This is a genomic window from Microscilla marina ATCC 23134 (assembly GCF_000169175.1).
GTDB lineage: Bacteria > Bacteroidota > Bacteroidia > Cytophagales > Microscillaceae > Microscilla > Microscilla marina.
The window spans coordinates 29,191-47,059 of record NZ_AAWS01000004.1; the positions used below are offsets into that span (position 1 = coordinate 29,191).

15 protein-coding genes are annotated in these 17,869 nt (G+C 47.2%); all 15 read right to left on the bottom strand.

Going from position 1 to position 17,869, the window contains the following annotated elements:
• Positions 1-36: 36 nt before the first annotated feature.
• Entirely contained in the window at positions 37-4,698 is a 4,662-nt protein-coding gene (locus M23134_RS04055; RefSeq protein WP_045112980.1) for a T9SS type A sorting domain-containing protein, read from the bottom strand.
• Positions 4,699-4,798: 100 nt separating this feature from the next.
• The gene (locus M23134_RS04060) at positions 4,799-6,274 is read right to left on the bottom strand and encodes an IPT/TIG domain-containing protein (protein ID WP_002694105.1); all 1,476 of its coding nucleotides are present in this window, start codon (positions 6,272-6,274) and stop codon (positions 4,799-4,801) included.
• Between the two features lie 389 nt (positions 6,275-6,663).
• Positions 6,664-7,725, bottom strand: a complete 1,062-nt coding sequence (locus M23134_RS04065) for a DNA cytosine methyltransferase (protein ID WP_002694107.1) — start codon at positions 7,723-7,725, stop codon at positions 6,664-6,666.
• A gap of 98 nt (positions 7,726-7,823) precedes the next feature.
• On the bottom strand, positions 7,824-8,420 hold the full coding sequence (locus tag M23134_RS04070) for a DUF6046 domain-containing protein (protein WP_002694108.1): 597 nt from the start codon (positions 8,418-8,420) through the stop codon (positions 7,824-7,826).
• A gap of 245 nt (positions 8,421-8,665) precedes the next feature.
• Positions 8,666-8,860: a hypothetical protein gene (locus M23134_RS04075; RefSeq protein WP_002694109.1), complete on the bottom strand. Its 195-nt coding sequence runs from the start codon at positions 8,858-8,860 to the stop codon at positions 8,666-8,668.
• Between the two features lie 32 nt (positions 8,861-8,892).
• Complete coding sequence (locus tag M23134_RS04080) at positions 8,893-9,507, bottom strand: hypothetical protein (protein ID WP_002694110.1); 615 nt, start codon at positions 9,505-9,507, stop codon at positions 8,893-8,895.
• Between the two features lie 109 nt (positions 9,508-9,616).
• Positions 9,617-10,345 carry a leucine-rich repeat domain-containing protein gene (locus tag M23134_RS04085; RefSeq protein ID WP_002694112.1) on the bottom strand — a complete coding sequence of 243 codons (729 nt, stop codon included), beginning with the start codon at positions 10,343-10,345 and terminating at the stop codon, positions 9,617-9,619.
• 208 nt (positions 10,346-10,553) lie between these two features.
• A complete protein-coding gene (locus M23134_RS04090) occupies positions 10,554-10,982 on the bottom strand; it encodes a hypothetical protein (protein ID WP_002694114.1) in 429 nt (142 codons plus the stop codon).
• A gap of 99 nt (positions 10,983-11,081) precedes the next feature.
• The gene (locus tag M23134_RS04095; protein ID WP_002694115.1) at positions 11,082-12,296 is read right to left on the bottom strand and encodes a DUF2586 family protein; all 1,215 of its coding nucleotides are present in this window, start codon (positions 12,294-12,296) and stop codon (positions 11,082-11,084) included.
• Positions 12,297-12,545: 249 nt separating this feature from the next.
• Entirely contained in the window at positions 12,546-13,019 is a 474-nt protein-coding gene (locus M23134_RS04100) for a hypothetical protein (protein WP_002694116.1), read from the bottom strand.
• A gap of 146 nt (positions 13,020-13,165) precedes the next feature.
• Positions 13,166-14,053, bottom strand: coding sequence for a hypothetical protein (locus M23134_RS04105; RefSeq protein ID WP_002694117.1), 888 nt, complete (start codon positions 14,051-14,053; stop codon positions 13,166-13,168).
• 226 nt (positions 14,054-14,279) lie between these two features.
• Positions 14,280-15,557, bottom strand: a complete 1,278-nt coding sequence (locus M23134_RS04110; RefSeq protein WP_002694118.1) for a Clp protease ClpP — start codon at positions 15,555-15,557, stop codon at positions 14,280-14,282.
• Between the two features lie 10 nt (positions 15,558-15,567).
• Positions 15,568-15,846 (bottom strand): hypothetical protein, encoded by a 279-nt coding sequence (locus tag M23134_RS04115; protein WP_002694119.1) that lies wholly within the window; start codon positions 15,844-15,846, stop codon positions 15,568-15,570.
• A 159-nt stretch (positions 15,847-16,005) separates the two neighbouring features.
• Positions 16,006-16,713, bottom strand: coding sequence for an antA/AntB antirepressor family protein (locus tag M23134_RS39650; RefSeq protein WP_002694120.1), 708 nt, complete (start codon positions 16,711-16,713; stop codon positions 16,006-16,008).
• A gap of 6 nt (positions 16,714-16,719) precedes the next feature.
• Complete coding sequence (locus M23134_RS04130) at positions 16,720-17,865, bottom strand: helix-turn-helix domain-containing protein (RefSeq protein ID WP_002694121.1); 1,146 nt, start codon at positions 17,863-17,865, stop codon at positions 16,720-16,722.
• Positions 17,866-17,869: the final 4 nt, after the last annotated feature.

Consider the following 17,869-nt stretch of genomic DNA (forward strand, 5'->3'; position numbering starts at 1 on the left):
TTCGTTCAAGCTGACACAGTAAAAATTAGTTACTCTTTACTTCACCACCACCTTCAGCATTTTCTGGCTGGTGGGGGTTTGCACCCTCACCACGTAGACCCCCTGGGTCATTTCGGGAATGCGGAGTGACCAATGGTAGTCGGTTTTTCCACTGCCTTTGATCGGTTGCGGGTAACGCCAACGGTTGCCCGAAGAAATATTGAAAATCTCTACCGATACTGGGGCAGCTTGCGCCAAAGAGACCCCAATATTTACCTTGCCACCAGTCACCGGGTTGGGTGATACCTGGGCAGTAATCTTTTGACCTGCTTTGCCTGACTGGGCAAAACGCTTCCCTTCGGGTTTCACCACCGTTACCTGGCGTTCGAACACGTCTTGGCAACCCCCTAGCGAGGCATACAAACGCACCGTGTAAGTTCCTTCTTTGGGAACAAGTAAATTTTGCTTAGGGTTGGTCACGGTACTTTCCAACAAAAACACGTCTTGATCGAGCCCCTCGATGTCCCAAAACAGAGTGGTAGGTGCCGGGCGGCAAATCTCAATGAGCACCACCGTATCGCCTACCACCGCATCGGAAGGCATTAGAAAATCAGCTTCGAAAGCGTTCGCCGAGTTTGCCAACTTGTACTCGCCGCTGCCACTGCAACCTGCGGTGGTAGTCACGGTCAGGAAATAGGTATCCGCCGTGTTTACGGTCACCTGGGGCTCGCTGCTGCTAAAGTTGCCACTCGCCGAAGTCCAGGCGTAGGTGGCAATGGTGTTGCCCGCCGGAATGGTCGGTTTTAAGGTCACACTTTGCCCGGCGCATACCGTGCTGCCTATCCCCAGGTCTACGCTGATTGGCAGGGGATTTTGGAGCACAAAAGCTGCCTGTCGAGTACAACCCTGAGCATCGGTCACTACTACGGTGTAGGTGCCCGCACCTAGGTTGTTAAAAGAAGTGGCTCCCGCAGTTAGCCCCTGGTCCCAGGCAATTTGGTAAGGTTCGGTACCTCCGCTGATGGCAATTGCTAAACCGCCATTGGTTCCGTTGTGGCAAGTAGGGTCCCCGCTCGTTTGACGGGTAATGAGCAAAGGTTCGGGACCCGGCACCAGCACCCGCTCGAAACGGATACAACCCTTGGCGTCCTGGGTCTGAAAATCGTGGTAACCCTTGGCTAGACCACTGAGCTCTAGGGTAGTCGCGTCTTGCCAGGCAATCTGCCCGGTTTCGCTGCTATTGACCCAGCTCACCTGGATAGGAAAGTCACCCGAAACGCTGAAAGTAGCCTTGCCATCTTTGGCTTCGGCACAGCTCACCGGGACAATGTTTTGGTTGGTCACCGTAGCAGCATCGGCGTTGGATAACTGCACCACCTGGGTCACCGAACAACCCAAGGCATCGGTTACAATCATTTCATAGGCGCCTCCTTCGGCATTCGTCAGGCTTGCCGAAGTACTCCAGGTTTTTAAGGTGCCCAAGGTTGCTTCGTATTTTTTCCAGGTGTAACTATAAGGCATCGTGCCTCCGGTCGCTACCACCGTTGCGCTGCCGTTGGGCAAACCACAGGTAGCCGTGGTGATACTCGTAATGTTGGCTTCCAGCTGAGCGGGTTCAGTAATGGTAAAACTCAAGGTTTGCTGGCAACCCTTGTGATCAGTCGCCTTTATGGTATAACTCCCCGCTGCCAAACCCCGCAAGGCAATCTTGCCTTGGCTTGTCCAATCGTACCAGTCGGTTTCGGCATAGGGTGCCCCATTGACTAAGATGGTATAAGGCTGGGTGCCCGCATCGTTGCCCCCTTTGGCTTCAAAAATATATTCCCCGTTGTAGCCTCCCTGACAACTGACGTGGGTAATTTGCTGCTGAGTCAGCGTAAGCGGCAATGGTTCTTTAATGGTGACGGTGGTGCTGATTGTACAGTTTTCACCGTCACGGGCGTACAGGGTGTGATCTCCTGCGGCAAAGCCACTAAAAGCCGCTGATGCCTGGAAGTTAGTGCCGTCTTTGGAATAGGTATAGCCACCCCAGCCCCCGGCTACCGCCAGGCTCAAACGACCATCGTTGCCCCCGTGACAAGACACTGAATCTACTGTAAAAGAAGCGACCTCAAAGGCAAAAGCCACCGCAGGTTCGTCTATGGTGGTAGTTGTTTCATACCAGCCCCCGGTCACAAAATTGTGGCAACCTTTGCTGTCTTTTACCCGGAGCGTGTAGGCACCCGCCGGGCGGTTATCCAAAGTAGCCGTGCCTTCAGTCGCTCCCAAAGTAATTTCTCCGGTAATGGGGGTGCCCGTCCCGTCTAGCCATTGAATGGTGTAGGGCTTGACTCCACCACCAATGGTAGCAGCAATGCTTCCGTTGCTTTCACCTTTACAAGTGACCCGCTCAGGAGTAAGCGTGGTAGTGAGCACGGAGGGTGCCTGTAGTTGAATGGGAAGACTGATATATTCGCAAGTTTTACTGTCTACTACCCGAATGCTGTAATTGATGCTTCCCCCCTGGAAGTTTACCGGGCGTAAACCCGTAAACAAAGCCGAAGTACCCGTTTGGGTGGCTATCTTGGAGCCGTTTTCGTTGAGTTCTATGCTGTAACTGCCGTTGCCTCCCGTCACATTTTCCACCCTGATTTGTCCGTCTTCACCATCGGCACAGGTGACGTGGTAGGTAGCAAAACGGAGTACTGGGGTAATCGTTGCCGTCAAAGTTTCCGGGGCGGTGAGGGTCACACTGCCCAAGACCTTGGCAGGTTGGGGGCAATTGTTTTGGCTGATTTCTACGCTGTACGCCCCTTCGGTAAGTCCGGTGAATACTACTGAGTCGCCTACGGTGACCCCGGTAAGTGAAGTGGTACCAAAACCTATAAAAGTAGGAGCATTGACCACCACTCCTCCTTGTTTGAGTACCAAAGTATAAGCGGTATTGGGAGCGATGGCGTTGCCTGTGGTTACTTTAACACCCAGTCTTCCATCGCTGCCACCTTTACAGGAAATGGTGTGAGTACTGCCCGTTTGTTTGATCCCCGCCAAGGTACCCGCCACGGGGACCAAGTTGGTCAAGGTTTGAGGAGTGGTAATGTCGTAGTTGCCTCCACTACTGCACGAATGACGGAGGGCAAAGGTGTAACTGCCTGCGGGCAAGCCAGTAAAAGTGTGTCCTCCCGAAGCATGGGTAATGCCGTTAGCGGTGGCGTGGGCAGTGCTTGCCCCGTCTTTGTAGGCTTCTATAGTATAGGTACCACTCTCGTTGCCTTGGGTAAAACTCACTCCGATACTACCCGTGCCTCCTTCGCACACAATGGGGCTTGCTACAGCAGAAGTAGCCACCGTAGTAGGCGGATTGGATAAGGTAATGGACCCAGGGTTGGGCAAAGTAACCAAAGTGTTGGCTCCGCAACCTGATTCTCTAATTTCAAAATGGTAGTCTGCCGCATCGAGCCCACCAAAGGTATGGCTGCCCGTTGACAGGTTGGGGCGGGTTTCTACCAAAGCACCGTTGCGGTATTTGAGCAAGGTGTATTCATAATCACTGGATTGCGCAGCAGCTCCCCCACCTGCGGTGAGTACAATTTGCCCATCAGCCGCGCCAATGCAACTGGGGTCGCGTCTTTGGGTGGTTTGTTCAGTCAAGGTAACTGGAGCGGGGGATTTGATATTGATAAGGTATTTTTCAAAACAATAGCGTTGACCTCCAATTACATTTTCTATTGCCAGGGTATAGTCTCTTGAAACCAAACCATTAAAAAACTCATTAGAAGATGGATTTGCAATATTCTGTACAGAAGTTGGCCATGAACTACTAGGCAAATCAGAAGAATTAAAAACTGGTTGATTCCCTCCTGGCACACTATATACAACAAAGTTACCATCGGCTAAACTATAATAATAATTACCTACTACATTTTGATTAAAAGTTACATTAATTTTACCATTGCCTACACTAGCACAAGTGCTGTGAGTAACATTGATTGCCCCCACAGTCACTCCATTGATCTTAAGTGGAATCGTTTCAGTAGGCACCCAAGTCGCACTTTGAGCACTAGCGTAAGAGTCAGGGGCTGCTTGAGAAACATACACAGGCAAAGCAGGTCCAGCGGGAGCCACCAACTTACCATAACGGAAACCCCTTGCCCGGTAAAGGATATTTTGTGCACTCACCACCGTTGGCGCATTGATCACCAAAGAGGGCGTAGTCGTATAAGCTGTCCCTCCGCTGGTATGGGCAGCATCTACCCAAGTAGCTCCGCCATCGGTAGATTGTTGCCAGTGATATTGGTCAATCTTATCATTGTCTCCCATATCTAAGTCCAAGGTAAAACTGCTCCCTGAACACACCGTGTTGTTATCAATTTCGGGCTCATGCATTAATTGAGGCGTCCACCTAAAAGCAAATACCCGGTTGCTACACTCATTGGTATTGAGCGGTACTACAGTTTGATCATAAAGTACTCCAGCATCGTAATCGGAAAGGGTGGTTACTTCGGCAGTATACTCACACCCTCCGTCTTGCACCAAAGGGTCAGGGTAGAAATGCCCTTTAGAAACTCCGGGTAGCTTATTTTCTCCATTGAACACTATAGTATAAGATTCAGAGGCACCTATGCCGGAATTAGTAACGGTAATATTGCCCGCAATTTGGGCTTGGGCAGTGAACTGAATGCCCACGGAGAGTAAAAAAAAGGTGATAAAGTGCCTGAATGTCGTAATTGTAAATTTCATGATAGATGGATTAAAATAGGTAATCGTTGTATCGTTTGATCAAAAAGAAAAAACAGAAGCCAGCGACAAATGCTGGCTTCTTGCTTCTCAATATTTTCATTTATTTGGTAGGGTCAAATTCCCAAAAAGTCTTACCAGTAAAATCGCCTACTCTTATATAAACTTTATCATTTATACTAAAAAACTCAGAATAACTGGGTTTACTAACTAGACCATCTAAGCCCCTTTTCTTATTCCAAACATCATTAGTAGGGTTATACTCCCAAATTACATAGTTACTCGTCCCGTTATCTCCAAAGTATACCTTACCATTTGCCACAACACCTTTGTTAAAAAACTTACCAGTAAAATCTTTAAGAGATGTCCAAGAATCATTCGTTGCATCATACTTCCACAGCTTATTATCTGTTGAAAATATATAAGCAACATTACCAACCACAAAAGTTTCTTGAATTTTAGACGTTGGTAAGGCATTCTTCTTTGTCCAAACACCTAAATCAACCTCCCACAAATCGGTAGAGTTTGTCTTAGCTACATAACCTTTGCCTCCAACAGAAAAACCTACTTGATTGGGATAAGATGATGTACCCCCAAAATCAGTAAACTGAGCCCAAGTGTTATCAGCAGGCTTGTACTGCCAAAAGTCATTTTTATCAGTTGAAGTCTCATCCCTTCCCAAACCGACAAAAGCAATATTCTGAATAACAAAAGATACTGCTGCCGATCTTTTTCCACCAGGATAATTGGCTTTTTGAGTCCAAGTGTCATTAGCGGGGTCATACTCCCATAAATCATCTAAAGTACTGGAAAACCCAGAAGCTGATCTTCCTAAGCCAATATACCCCTTTGTGCCTATACTAAAACTAATACCAGTGATCCTGGCACCTCCCTGAAAATCCTTTTTCTGTGTCCAAGTACCCAACAAATAAGTAAAATCAGTGGTAGAAGCAGCGTCCAATCCCTTGATACTGGCAGTGATTTTATTAGCGCCTTCGGTTACCCCAGCAGGTACCACTACTTTTATTTCAGTTTCGCTTACGCTCAGTATGGTAGTAGCGGCGGTAGTGCCAAATTTAATGCTTGTTTCGGCGGTGGTGGCGTTAAAGTTGGTACCCTTGATAGTGATGGTATCGCCTTGGCCAGCTTCGGTGGGGGTAAACTCAGTAATGGTGGGGCTGTTGGTAGTGGTAAAAGATTTGTCTTCGCCATACACCGTTCCTTGAGCATCGGTGGCGTAGGCGCGCACGTGGTAGGTTTTGCCCTCAGTAAGACCAGTCACGGCGTGCTCAAATGCCCCTGCTTCGGTTTTTGCTCCCAGCGAATGCTTGCCCGCCGAGTTGAGGTCAGGACTGGCTGTTTCACCCCAGACAAAACCGTGGTCGGTAATGCCTCCATCCCCTACCGTCAAAATGCTTCCCTTGAGGGTGACCGATGTAAAATCTACCGAAGTAGGAATAAAAGTACTCAGGCTCGTCTGGGCAGGTTGTTGAGGGTCTTCCTCTTTTTTCTTACAACCAACAGTGAATAAAAATAAGGCTGCCAACAGCAAAGGCAATTGTTTTTGGATTAATCGCATGGAAATTGAATTTATAAATTCGGATTTAAGTGAAAGCTTTCTTGATATACATACCCAAATCATACAAGTGATTTGGACATTTTTTAATAAAAAAAATAAATATAGAGGCAAATATCGCCATTAAAGGGATAGTTGGACAAGGATGAAGGTCTTTTGTGGAAAGGAAAAAGGGTTAAGAGTTCAAAAATAACTCATCGAGGCATAAAATTGAAGCCTTTTTGTACCATAATATGTCAGGCGTAGGTTTTGTTGATTTGTAAAGAAGAGAATAGCCTTATTTGGGGTTGTATGAGTGGCTTTTGCTTTGAAAGTACACGATTGGCAAACAAATTCACAAAATGCAAACACCCCATCAGCTACTCAGAGAGCTCATAGGGTGTTTTTATTTATTACAATGTATTCTCCACCCCCTCAATCCCCCGAAAAATCTCTATGGCCAGCGGCACCACTACCGCGTTTCCGTAGCCTTTGATCGACTCGTTTCGGAGGCGAGGAATGGTAATTCCGTCCACAGGGGCGGGAAACCCATCATCTCCGCCACAAACCGGGGATTGAGTTTGCCAATTGGGGCGGAACCTGTAGTCTTGCCTTGGGGCAGGGTAGGTATATCTCCATTTAGGTTGGCAACGGACAACAGTTTCATTGCTGCCATTCTGCCCAGGTTCAAACTGTAGCTGTTCTTGCCATCTTTGCTCTGCCGTCTGCCGTTGGGGGTAAGGGTACAGAGGCTGCCTGGTTCCTGGGTAGTGGGGGTGGGCAGCAGCGAATGAAACATGGCATAGTCTAGTATACTGTTGGGGCGTAGCTCGCCTGCCATTCGGCTCGTCATGGTTTTGGCTCCCATTTCCTTGAGGCGTGCCACCCGTTCGGGATGATCGCGCTGCACTACGGTGGGTGTAGGCCAAAAACCAGACCCGGTCTCTTCGGTGGGGCGCTTCGATGGCACAAGCCGGAATAACCATCGGTTGGACGCTATAGCCGAGTGCTTCGAAGTCTTCACATATTCGGTGGATAACGGCTTCGGCTTCCATTGTTCGGTGTATTGTTTCGCCCTCAGCATTGGCCCCGCTTTCCAGGTGAGTAACACGCGGCTGGAGTACCATCGAGGCGATTCCAGCAACATTTTCACCCAGCACCCAAGTGGGTCTGATTTCTCGTATAGCGCGAAGCATTTCTGGCCAGAGGTAACGGTCGTCGTTAATTCCTCTGCGTTTTCCGGCCTGGCTGAATGGCTGGCAGGGAAACCCTCCGGTAAGGAGGTCGATTTGTCCGTAGTGGGGGGTAAAGTTGGTTTGTCTGATGTCTTCATAGTGGGTGGTGTCTGGCCAATAGTGGCGGAGAATGGTTTGACAAAAGGGGTTGTTTTCTACGGTGAAAACATTAACCCAGCCCATCCTTTCGGCAGCCAAATCGAAGCCGCCCATACCACTAAAGAGGCTGGCGTGTCTCATAAATAAAAATGGTGTTTATACTATTGGTTTTCAGTATATTACTAGTAGTTTATACGTACACCACAGCTACCAACTATTGACTGAACGCTGTGGACTATTTATCTTGAATCTTCAGGAAGCTGACTGGTATCAGTAAAAGGAGCCGCTTTATCTTGATTGAGCCTCAACTCCACTGCCTCGTCTGAAATACATTCCAGCGTGTAAGGCTTAAACTCAATGCCCCCTTCGGGGTCGCCAAAGCGCGCCGACAAGATGGCAAGCTCCCGAATGCCAAAGGCGCTCAGGAGTTCATTGTTTACCTTGAGGCTGCTGCGTTTTTTTATCAGTTTCATTAGTTTGCGTAGTTCATCCAGCGGAGCACTGCCTGGCTGCTCACTTACCAAAAAGCCCCGGATGGTAAGTTTAAAATTGTCCAGCCCCATATCCTCCAGTACATTGGTTTCGGCATTCACCATTTGGTTGATCACAATGGACTTAGAGGTACTTACCTCAATGAGCGGCTCCAAAGGAAAAGCATAATCATCCAGCTTGAGCGGCATCATAATAGGGGTGCTCAACAAGCTTTGTTTTTTACCCTTGCCCAAAAGTGCCGAAGGAGTATAGCTTTCTACCAGCTTGCCTGGCTTAGTTAATCCTGGGTACACGATAAAACGCCCGAAGGCTCTTTGGTACAATTGGTTTAAGTCGTAGGTCATTTAGTCGGTAGTTAGGAGTCGGTAGCTTCTATAGCCTCAAGCTTTTAGCGACAAGTCCTTAGATACCGATGTATATCGGTGCTTCAAGTTTGAGGCTGCTCTACAAGCAACTTGCTAATTTTGTAGAACGCTGATTTTTAGCGTCTTATAAAATCGGTAGATAGAAGTTTTTTAGCTTATGCGATTATTAAATTTGCAATAGTAGTAGTTATAAAATTAGTGGCTTCTTGAAGAACAGCCTTAAGCTAAAAGCTAATGGCTGTAGAAGCTCCCGACTGACTCACATTCACTGCGGTTTGCTTGCGTTCTTCGTCTCTAATGTATTCCAACAGGGCAATTTGCCGGGCAAACTCGTCGTCTGAAAGCGAATCTATCTCGGTGCTGCTCAGGGAAAAATAGTACCGCAAAAAGCCCTCGTGGATAGCTTCCCATTGCTCCATGTCCACTTTTTCGCCTTTGATGCGGTACTCGGCTACTTTTTTACCAGCTCAACTATTTTCCGGGTTTTAAGTTCCTGAATTGCAGCAAGTACGCCCATATAGGCAAAGTCGTCCTGGCGGAGCTCGTTCAGGTCGCCTTCCTGCCAAATCATTTCCAGCAAGTGCATTTCAGTGCCAAAAGGTTTGTTGGCGGTGTTGCGTTTTTCGGCTTGTTTGCGTTGTTTGCGGCTAGGTTTTGCCACCTTACCCACAAAGCCCTTGACCTTAAGTTCGTAGAGGTTTTCGTCTGCCAGGAAACGGGTTTCGGCATCGGGTATTTCTACCCAGGGCTCAAACTCATTCAGGGCAGCTTCATACAAATCTTCGTTCACAAGCCAGGCTTCATTGCCCGCCAGCCAACAGCTTTTGAAAAGTAAATCTTCAAAATCAATGGTGGTTTTGCCTTTGCGAAACTGGGCAATGGCCACCCGCATAATGGGCAAATCGGGGCGGCGCAACCAAAGTTTGTGTTCCTCGCCATCGTTGGCCACCAGTACTTCGCCAAAGGTAGCCTTCCACTGTGCTTCTTCTTCTACAGTGGGTGGGGTGGTACGGTACTTTTGTTCTTGATGGATAAAGTGCTCTATAGTATTGGTTTCTTGGTTCATTATTATTTTTTGAGAGAAAAGTAAACAATAATGAGCTTGTATTAGGCAGAGTTTTTTGTAGGATTGCATAAAAGCAAAAGCCTATAGTAAAACTGGTATATATAGAGGTTTAGTTTATATGGATAGTACAATGAGGAAGCCAAGAACTTATTTTATTTAGTTCTTTTTGCGGAATAGGATTTTGAGCTACATTTAAATACTTCAAGGCAGGTAATTGCTTAATTTCTATGGGTAGGAAAGTTAGGTTATTCCGGTTCAGGTTTAATTCCTGAAGTGCCTCTAACTTTCCAAGCTCTGCTGGTAAAGACTCTATTTGATTATAGGGTAAGTGCAATGTACGTAGTTTTTTTAACTCAAAGATTTCTTGAGGCAGGTAACGAAATTGATTAAGACTGGCAGATAACACTTTCAGGTTTTGCAACTTAATTATTGTTGATGGTAAAGCTGTTACTTGGTTGTTACCTATATACAAGTCCCTTAAGTTTTGTAAATCACCTATTTCTGGTGGCAATTGATTGAGTTGATTAGCGAATAAAGCCAAATTTTGCAAATTTTGAAGGTGTTTGATTTGCGCTGGGAGGTAATCTAAACGAGTGGAGATTACTTCTAGCTTAGGTTGATTAAGTGCTGCAATATGTCTGGTTTTAACAGGGCTCCTTAAGTTTTTATCAAAAAAACATCTCCATAAAACCAAATAGTCATTCAAGTACTGTTGTAAATCAAGTTCAGGCATACTTTTGCCCATTTCGAAAGCAAGTTTTATATTGACTTCATCGGGTGAATGTAGTAGTTGTAAAAACTTTTCCTTAAGATCGGGATTGTTAGCATGAGTATTCATAAAGCAACATTTAATATGTAAAGGTATTTTAATTTTTTTTGAATAACAGACATTATCATGACTCATTTTTTACTAATATAATTCAGCTAGTAGTCGGGGGGTGAAGACACCATCCGAGACAATGAGATCATTGTTTGTGTCTCAAATACAATCAACTTATATACTCAGTCGTGATAACGTTAATAAAACACCTTTACATCTTACTTGCCTACTGCCTGCTAATCTTCCCAATACTAATGGGCAGTTCTACCTCCATAAAGTCATCGCCTTGTTCCATTGTAAGTTCATACTCAGTTACTTCTACATTATTCAGGATGTGGGTGACTACCAGCCCGTTCTCGGCGTATACCAGGGTAATATCAAAAGGATCGAGGTCGGTCAGGTCGGCTCCACCGTTCTGGATGGCGGCTTTTTCTAAGGCAATCACTTCCCGAAACAAAAGCTTGATACTGCCCTCGTATTCTTTCTTTCCCTTGGCACGGGCAATCGGGTCTTTACCCCGCCCGTGAATGTTTGCCTTGCTCTTAGATACTTTGTATTTAAAGCCGCGAAAGCCATCTACAATTCGTCCAAACAGGGTGATCGTTACATCTTCCCAGCCTATTTCAAAGGGGAGTTGTGAAGAGTTATTCGCCATTTTTTAAATGTTTAAAATTGTTTATTGTAGCGGTGTTGTATTGCACGGCTTTGCCCAACCATTGAACCATAGAGCGTAGCGAAACCATCCAACCATATTTTACTCAGGATTTACAAATCCCAGATCAATGGTGATTTTTTGCGCCATACCCACGGGTTCAATGTCAATTTTCACTTTCAGCTCGGCAGTGGCAATCACGTCCTGGTCAGGGTCAATCAAAGGAGCAACCGAAGACACCTCCCCGTTGTTGGTCATCTGCAAGTCAAGGGCTTTTTTAATGTCCTGCTCAAACGCTTTCACCTTTGCCACAGGCAACTTGCCTTGTTCCAGCTGAAAATCGTCCAAGAGTTCCTGCACATACACATTGTAGGCAATGCGGGCGACTTTGTCGGCAACCCTGCCTCGGCCAATGCTATTATAATCGGTGGTGAGCGCAATGGCCACCGGGTCGCCGTTGAGGTAATAACCCGCTCGGTTGGCAAAAGCCCGTGGTACAATATAGCCGCGTTGGTGCAACAAGTTGAGGTTGCCTTGCCCATACTGTTCTACCGTTTTTTTGGGCGTGGTAGCCGTCACAATATACGCCTGCTGAATGCCCAAGTCGCCGTCTTTTACCCGCCCAATATTGCGTTGCACAGGTACCCCGGCTACCTTGCCCAGCACCAAACCCAACCAACTGCCTTCGTAGCTGTCGTCGTGCCAACCCAAACACACCGACACCCGGTTGGCGGTTTGAGTGCGTAGATTACTCACCGCTGAAGCGTTGCCCTGAAAGTCGCGCCCTTCTACTATTACCTGGACAGGTTGGTGCAATGTCTGTTGGTTTTTTATCAGTATTTGGGCATTTGCCAAAGCTGCCAGCACATCGGGGTCAAGTTCCTCGCTGGGGCTTGCCGTATAAGCCACATCGGGCACCCTGCCCACCCCCAACAGTTTGATGTTGCCCTGCTTTTGATTGAGCAAATCAGGGGCATAGTTGCCTGCGGTGTCCAGCATTTCTACCATGGTCACCGTTTTTGGGGCAAGCATCAAATACAGTTCTGCCCCTTCGCCCGCCTGACGGTAAAAATCTACACAATGGGCGTATACTTTCAGCGAATTACTGGTGTCATACTCGGCGGTAATGCCTTTTTTCTGCACCTCTTTGATCCCGAAAAAGGGACCAATGACCACTCCCAAATCAAACCCTGTATCCCCGGAAAGGGGCACGGCAACGCCCGAAAGAAGCATTGCCGCCACCCCGTCGTTGCTAAAGCCTGCCCCACCGAGTTGCCCATCCAGATAATTGATCGAAACGTCTGGTAAATTACTCATAGTGTTAGTTTTGTTAGTCAATAGTTGGTAGTTTTTAGTTGGTAGTCGGGAGTCGGGAGTCGGGAGACGATAGTTAGTAATGTAGTGCAAAAGTGATGAAGCTTCAACCTGTGAACTTTATACCTAAAAAAATCAACGTGCTATAAAGTTGGTTACCTGCTTAAAAAACAGCCTCAAGCTAAAAGCTAATGGCTAAAAGCTTAAGGCTGTAGAAACTCCTGTCTACCAACTCCCAACTCTGGACTATTTCTACTTCTTTGCTTTCACTCCAGCCGTACCACTTTTGCGTACCGTCGTAGCCGTTTTTTTAGCCTCGGCTGCCTTTTCATCTGCTTTTACTTGCTGGGCAAGGTTTTCAGCAATGTCTCCTTCTTCTTCTTCCTCCTCTTTTTCTGGTGGCAGCTTGCTTGTCCCGGTCTTTTTAGGGGTGGCTTTCGCCGAAGCTTTTGTTGCCCCAGGGGTGGCTTCTTCTTCCTCTACATCTTCTATCACTCCAAAGGCTTGTTCCTGGCGACCTTCGGCATATTCGGGGTTTTGAAACCGAAAAATGCGGGCGTGGAACTTATGCGAGTGTTTGACGGCCAGGCTTCGCCCTCCAGGGTCATCGGCAAAAATGTTGGTATCCGAAAGCACCAATAAAGTTGGGCGTTCGTGATAGCGTTTAAAGGCTTCGGGCAACATTTCCCGAAGCTCTTCTTTGTTGTATTGTTTGATTTGTGTCATGTTTAAGTTTTTAAAAAAATTGTTGAATTGCTGGGGTTGTTGAATTGTTCGCGAAACGCAGTAGAATGGCTTCGCCCAACCATAAAACCATAGAGCCATAAAACCATTTAAAATGGAACAATGAGCGCAGTGATAACAATTGATTTTTACCCCACAATTGCCCCTACTGCACGGTTGGCTTTGGGCAACGCCACAAAGTACAGGCGGAAACCCACTTCGTGCTGACGCAAACGAGGGTTGTTTTCAGAGCGTTGCCAGTACATTTTTACCTCCCGGTCGCGTGCCTTAAACATCTCAGAGTTTACAAAACCCACGCTGGCAATGCGGTCGGTGCCAGGGTTGTACAGACTGCCAAAAGCTTTCTTGATGCCACTGGTGGCATAGTAAGGCAAAGAGGTATATTCGCCGATCATAAAGCCATACAAACGAAGGGGTTGCCCCTCGCGAATGTTTGCGTATTGGTCGCGAAAGCTTTCGTGGGTAGTGATCAAATCCTGGATGTGGGCAGGCGAAAGAATCAATTCTCGGCCTTGCTTGGGTACATTGTTATCATCCCAGCGTCGCTTAAGGTGAGCCACATCGCCAGGCACCATGCGGTTACGGGTAATCCCATCTTCGCTTACGGCTTCGCCACTGGTAACAATCACCGGAGTGCGCGCGGTATTAATTGCCGGGGCAAAAGCGTGAATGGCTTTGTCGCCCGTTGCCTCGCGCATTGATTCGGTGTGTTTGGTGGTGGTTTCGCCCATTTTATCGATCGAAATGGCGTACAAGGTATCGTCCGACACCGAGGTGTTTTCGGTGTCAAACTTGTCCAGGCTGATAGCCACATCCGAGTCTACATCGTTTACCGTAGCAATGGGGTAAGTACTGTTGTTAATGAGCACCTTGGGGTCGGCTCCCAATTCGGTGAGGTGAATCACTTTGTTATTGACCAGATCGCTGCGATCCGGAATGCGATTCATAAATGAAGTATCCTTTCTGAACTTGCGAATTACTTCCCCCGTCCAGATTTCCTTATGAACTCCTGCCATAAAATTTTGAATATTTAGTGTAAATGTTTTGAAATAATCGGAAGTCTGATAAAGCTCCTGACTCCCGACTCTTGACTAAAAAACTATACTAGGATTAAAGTGATTTTAGGATTTATAGGATTAGCTGAAGCTGAGCACAGCAAAGCTGTAGCTTCGGTTGATTAATGTTGGTATTCAGACAATTAATCAAAGTCCATCCTCAAAACCATTTTTGTTTAAGTATAACTTAGAGCACTGGCTCGGTACCGTATTCCTTGCGGAACAGTTCTTTGTAAAGCACTGGGTTTTCGTTTTTGATCAGCATCAGTTTTTCCGGAAACTTGTTGGACAGTTCGCTAAAGCTTAACTCCTCAAAACCAGCATTTGCCCCGGCTTCGTTGCTGGTACCCATAGCCTTGATTTTGTTCACCAGGTTGGGGTGGGTAGGCATATCGGCAAGCGTATCGCGCACCATGTCATAGTTGTCATAGGCGTGGTTAAGCCATTTTTCCTTTTTTACCGGAGCAATTTTCCCTTCTTTGATGGCATTCTCTACCAAGGCAATGGCTTCGTGTTTTTTCATTTCGGCTACCTCGTCGTGTAACCTTTTCTTTTCGTTTTCCAGGTTTTCGACATTGGTTTTGTAGCTTTCAATTTTGAGGTCAAGCGATTTAAGGCGTTTGATCTCGTTGCGAAGTCCTTCGACATGGCCAAGAATACCGTCGCGTCCGGCATCGGTGGGTAGCCCACAGGCATTGAGGACAGCGGTCAGGTCGCCTTTATAGCCCAGCACCTCATTACGAAGTTGTTCTGCCTGTTCAGATGTTAAACTCATAGGGTGATTTGTATTTGTAGGTTCAGGTAAAAATTTTATGGGGTATTGATTGAAAATATCAAAGAGGCTTGCCACATCGTTTTCGGCGGCAGCCACCGATGTAGCCATGCTTTTCTTTTTGGGGTGCTCAAACACTTCATCCACAAAGCCCTGGCGTTTTGCCTCAGCTGCACTCAGCCAGGTAGTTTGATTCATCATGAACGATAAATCTTCCACTTTTTGCCCGGTGCGGGTAGCAAGCAAAGTGAGCAACATTTCTTTGACCTGCATCAAGGTTTCGTGTTGCCCTGCCTCGTTGGGGTCAGTGCTGTTTTTACTTCCAATAAAAGGGTTGTGGAGCATCAATTTGGCAAAATTGCACATGCCTACTTTTTTGCCGCATACCGCAATCAGCCCCGCAATGCTCAGGGCAAGCCCATCGACATAAGTATCAATGCGCACATTAGGCGTACTTTGGTTGATGTTGAGAATGGCAGCGCAAATAGACAAGCCGTCAGTGATTTTACCACCGGGCGAGTTGATGCGTACATTGAGGCGGCGGTACCTTCGGGCAAGCGAGTACAGTTCTTTTGCAAACCGTTGCCCGGAGATACCCTTGCCTTCGTCATCAATGCCGATTTTGTCGTAGAGCAAAATATTGGCAACCTCTCCTGCGGCGTTCCGAATGTCAAAATATTTGTATTCTTCCATACAGTTTCGTTTAGCTCAGTGCCGTAGCCGTATCGGTGTCAATGTTGTATGTAATCGGTTTCCAGGGGGCATCCCCATCTTCCTGGGCGGCAAGCGCGGCAAACTGTGAAGTGCTCACCGCAGCTAATTGCACTGCCCCACCCGTGGCATCGGTCACCGTGGCAAGCAGCCCCGGTGCGAGCGTGCGCACATCAGGATTGCTGCCCGTGGTGTTGGTCCCATTTTTCAAGTCCAGTATTTCGGCGCGACTGCCTGCCACGTGGCAATCGCCTGTGTATCTTAAAGCCATCAGTTTTTTTGCTTGTTTGGTTTGGGCAGCTATTAAGCAAGGAATGAGCAGGCTAAAAAGAGGGGTTTTATAGGAGTGTAGGTTTGCTGGGTTGGGGTGATGGGTGGCAAGGGTGGAGATAAATTATAGCGTATAAAAAAGGGGCAAAAGCCCCCTTCTTTACTCCACAAATAATTCCCTCGCCAAGTCATACGCCTGGGTGATATAGCCCCGGCTTTCTATCCAGGCGATGGGTGTTTTATCGGCTTTTTGGGCAAGGTGGTACAGTTGAATCTGATACCTTATGGAGAATTGACGATAAAAAGTAGCGTACACCTCCTGGGGTGGTATTCCCTTCGCCAAAGCGAAAGACTTGATGAGGTGGTCAAAGGCACGGCGGGTATCTACAAAAAGGGTTTGCGAAGGAGCTTTATTGATGGCGGCAAGATAGGTCTTGGCATCTTCTCTTTCTTGTTCCAAATCGCTGATCCGTTCCTCATGGTCAATCAGGGTTTCCACGCTTTCTTTGAGAATCTGAAGTTTGTTCTTGCCCCTGGTCAGTGCTTTTAGTCGTTTTTCGCACTCCAGAAAATACAGTCTAACTTCGCGCCCTTTTTCAGTTTGGGCAAGCATGGCAAAAGACTTGGCGCAGTCAATCGTCAATTGATAGGTTTTGATCTTGCGGGTTACTTGCCTTTTACCTTCCTTTTGAACTTTAACTTCGCGGTTAAAGTTGAAATCTATCCCCTGAGTGAAGTTTTTCTGCAACATTTGTTCGGCTTTTTGTTTGGTAGAATACCCACACCATTGCCAAAACGCCTCAAAGTCTACCGGAAAGGTTTGATTGCTTTGTAGGTAAAGCGTAATCTCATTCATTAAATCTTTCATTCGTTTTTAGTTTGATTTGTCTTGGTTATTGATCAGTTGTTTTACTTCATTGCCCAGCGCAGTGATTCTATAAATCTCGCTGCCAAACATTTGTAGTTGCCGGGCTTTGCGCCACAAGCTTTGCAGTTGCCCGTGAAGCACCGCCAGGGTATGTGCCGGGTAATCCTTGAAGTTGGCCTGTTGCGCTTCAAGCGCTGACAACTGGTGGCAGATGCTGGTGGTCTGACGGGTAACATTCATCAAATCGGGCTGAGGTTGGGCGCGGGTTCCGGTGCCCTGCGTTTTTTTACGTTTGGCAGTCAGCCACTCCTGGTATTGCTCGCCCGTTTTGGCAAACACCAAACCCTGCCAGCCATTGGCAATCGACTTCCCGATAAGTTCCAGAGCAAAGGCTTCTTCAAACCCCGCCAGCTTGTCCAAAATGCGTTGCACACTGAGCATCGATTTGTAGGGCTTTTTGATCTCTGCGCGGTACTTCAGCCAGTCGCCCCACGCCTGTTTGAAAGTATCCGAAGCAAAAGGCAGCTTGACTTTTGAGGCAAGGCTTGTTTTTTTAGGCGTTGGCTTTTTGGCTGCCTTAACTTCTGCCGTTTTAGGCGCCTGCTTCTTTTTAGGTGGTACAGTCGCTTTTTCTTTTTCAAGCAACCCTTTCTCTTCTATAGAGATATTGTTAGTTGACTCATTACTGATACCATTATGTGGACAAGTTGGCATGGTTGGGGGCTCTTTTTGGCATGGGGGTGTGGTTTGAACCTCGCCAAATTGTCCTTGAACCTTGCCAGTTTGTCCCTCAACCTTGCCAAATTGTCGAGGTTCCAGCCGGGAAAAATTGACCCGAAGCTGGCGGTGATGCCCGTCAAATCCTGATAAAATCAGGTAGTTGTCTTTGACAAGCTCCGAAATATACCTGGCCGCCGAACGCTTGCTAATATTCAGGGTCGCCGCAAAATGTTCATTGGAGGCAATGCAGCCCAACGGACGTTGCTCCAGCAAAGAAATTTCCACGAGCAGATTTTTTGCCACCGGGTTGAGGTGCTTGTCCAGCCAGATGCTGGCGGGATAAAAGAAGCCCTCAAATGCCGGGAGGCGGGCAGGATTCAGTTCTTTTACCGTGGTGAAGTTCTTTGAAGTTGTTTGTTCGCTTGTTTTCATGGAA

Excerpts from the sequence above, each read along its gene's own strand:
- M23134_RS04080 (WP_002694110.1), bottom strand. The coding sequence starts at position 9,507 with ATGAACCAAGAAACCAATACTATAGAGCACTTTATCCATCAAGAACAA.
- M23134_RS04115 (WP_002694119.1), bottom strand. The coding sequence starts at position 15,846 with ATGGCTTTAAGATACACAGGCGATTGCCACGTGGCAGGCAGTCGCGCC.
- M23134_RS39650 (WP_002694120.1), bottom strand. The coding sequence starts at position 16,713 with ATGAAAGATTTAATGAATGAGATTACGCTTTACCTACAAAGCAATCAA.
- M23134_RS04105 (WP_002694117.1), bottom strand. The coding sequence starts at position 14,053 with ATGGCAGGAGTTCATAAGGAAATCTGGACGGGGGAAGTAATTCGCAAG.
- M23134_RS04070 (WP_002694108.1), bottom strand. The coding sequence starts at position 8,420 with ATGACCTACGACTTAAACCAATTGTACCAAAGAGCCTTCGGGCGTTTT.
- M23134_RS04075 (WP_002694109.1), bottom strand. The coding sequence starts at position 8,860 with ATGGAGCAATGGGAAGCTATCCACGAGGGCTTTTTGCGGTACTATTTT.
- M23134_RS04110 (WP_002694118.1), bottom strand. The coding sequence starts at position 15,557 with ATGGAAGAATACAAATATTTTGACATTCGGAACGCCGCAGGAGAGGTT.
- M23134_RS04130 (WP_002694121.1), bottom strand. The coding sequence starts at position 17,865 with ATGAAAACAAGCGAACAAACAACTTCAAAGAACTTCACCACGGTAAAA.
- M23134_RS04095 (WP_002694115.1), bottom strand. The coding sequence starts at position 12,296 with ATGAGTAATTTACCAGACGTTTCGATCAATTATCTGGATGGGCAACTC.
- M23134_RS04085 (WP_002694112.1), bottom strand. The coding sequence starts at position 10,345 with ATGAATACTCATGCTAACAATCCCGATCTTAAGGAAAAGTTTTTACAA.
- M23134_RS04060 (WP_002694105.1), bottom strand. The coding sequence starts at position 6,274 with ATGCGATTAATCCAAAAACAATTGCCTTTGCTGTTGGCAGCCTTATTT.
- M23134_RS04055 (WP_045112980.1), bottom strand. The coding sequence starts at position 4,698 with ATGAAATTTACAATTACGACATTCAGGCACTTTATCACCTTTTTTTTA.
- M23134_RS04090 (WP_002694114.1), bottom strand. The coding sequence starts at position 10,982 with ATGGCGAATAACTCTTCACAACTCCCCTTTGAAATAGGCTGGGAAGAT.
- M23134_RS04065 (WP_002694107.1), bottom strand. The coding sequence starts at position 7,725 with ATGAGACACGCCAGCCTCTTTAGTGGTATGGGCGGCTTCGATTTGGCT.
- M23134_RS04100 (WP_002694116.1), bottom strand. The coding sequence starts at position 13,019 with ATGACACAAATCAAACAATACAACAAAGAAGAGCTTCGGGAAATGTTG.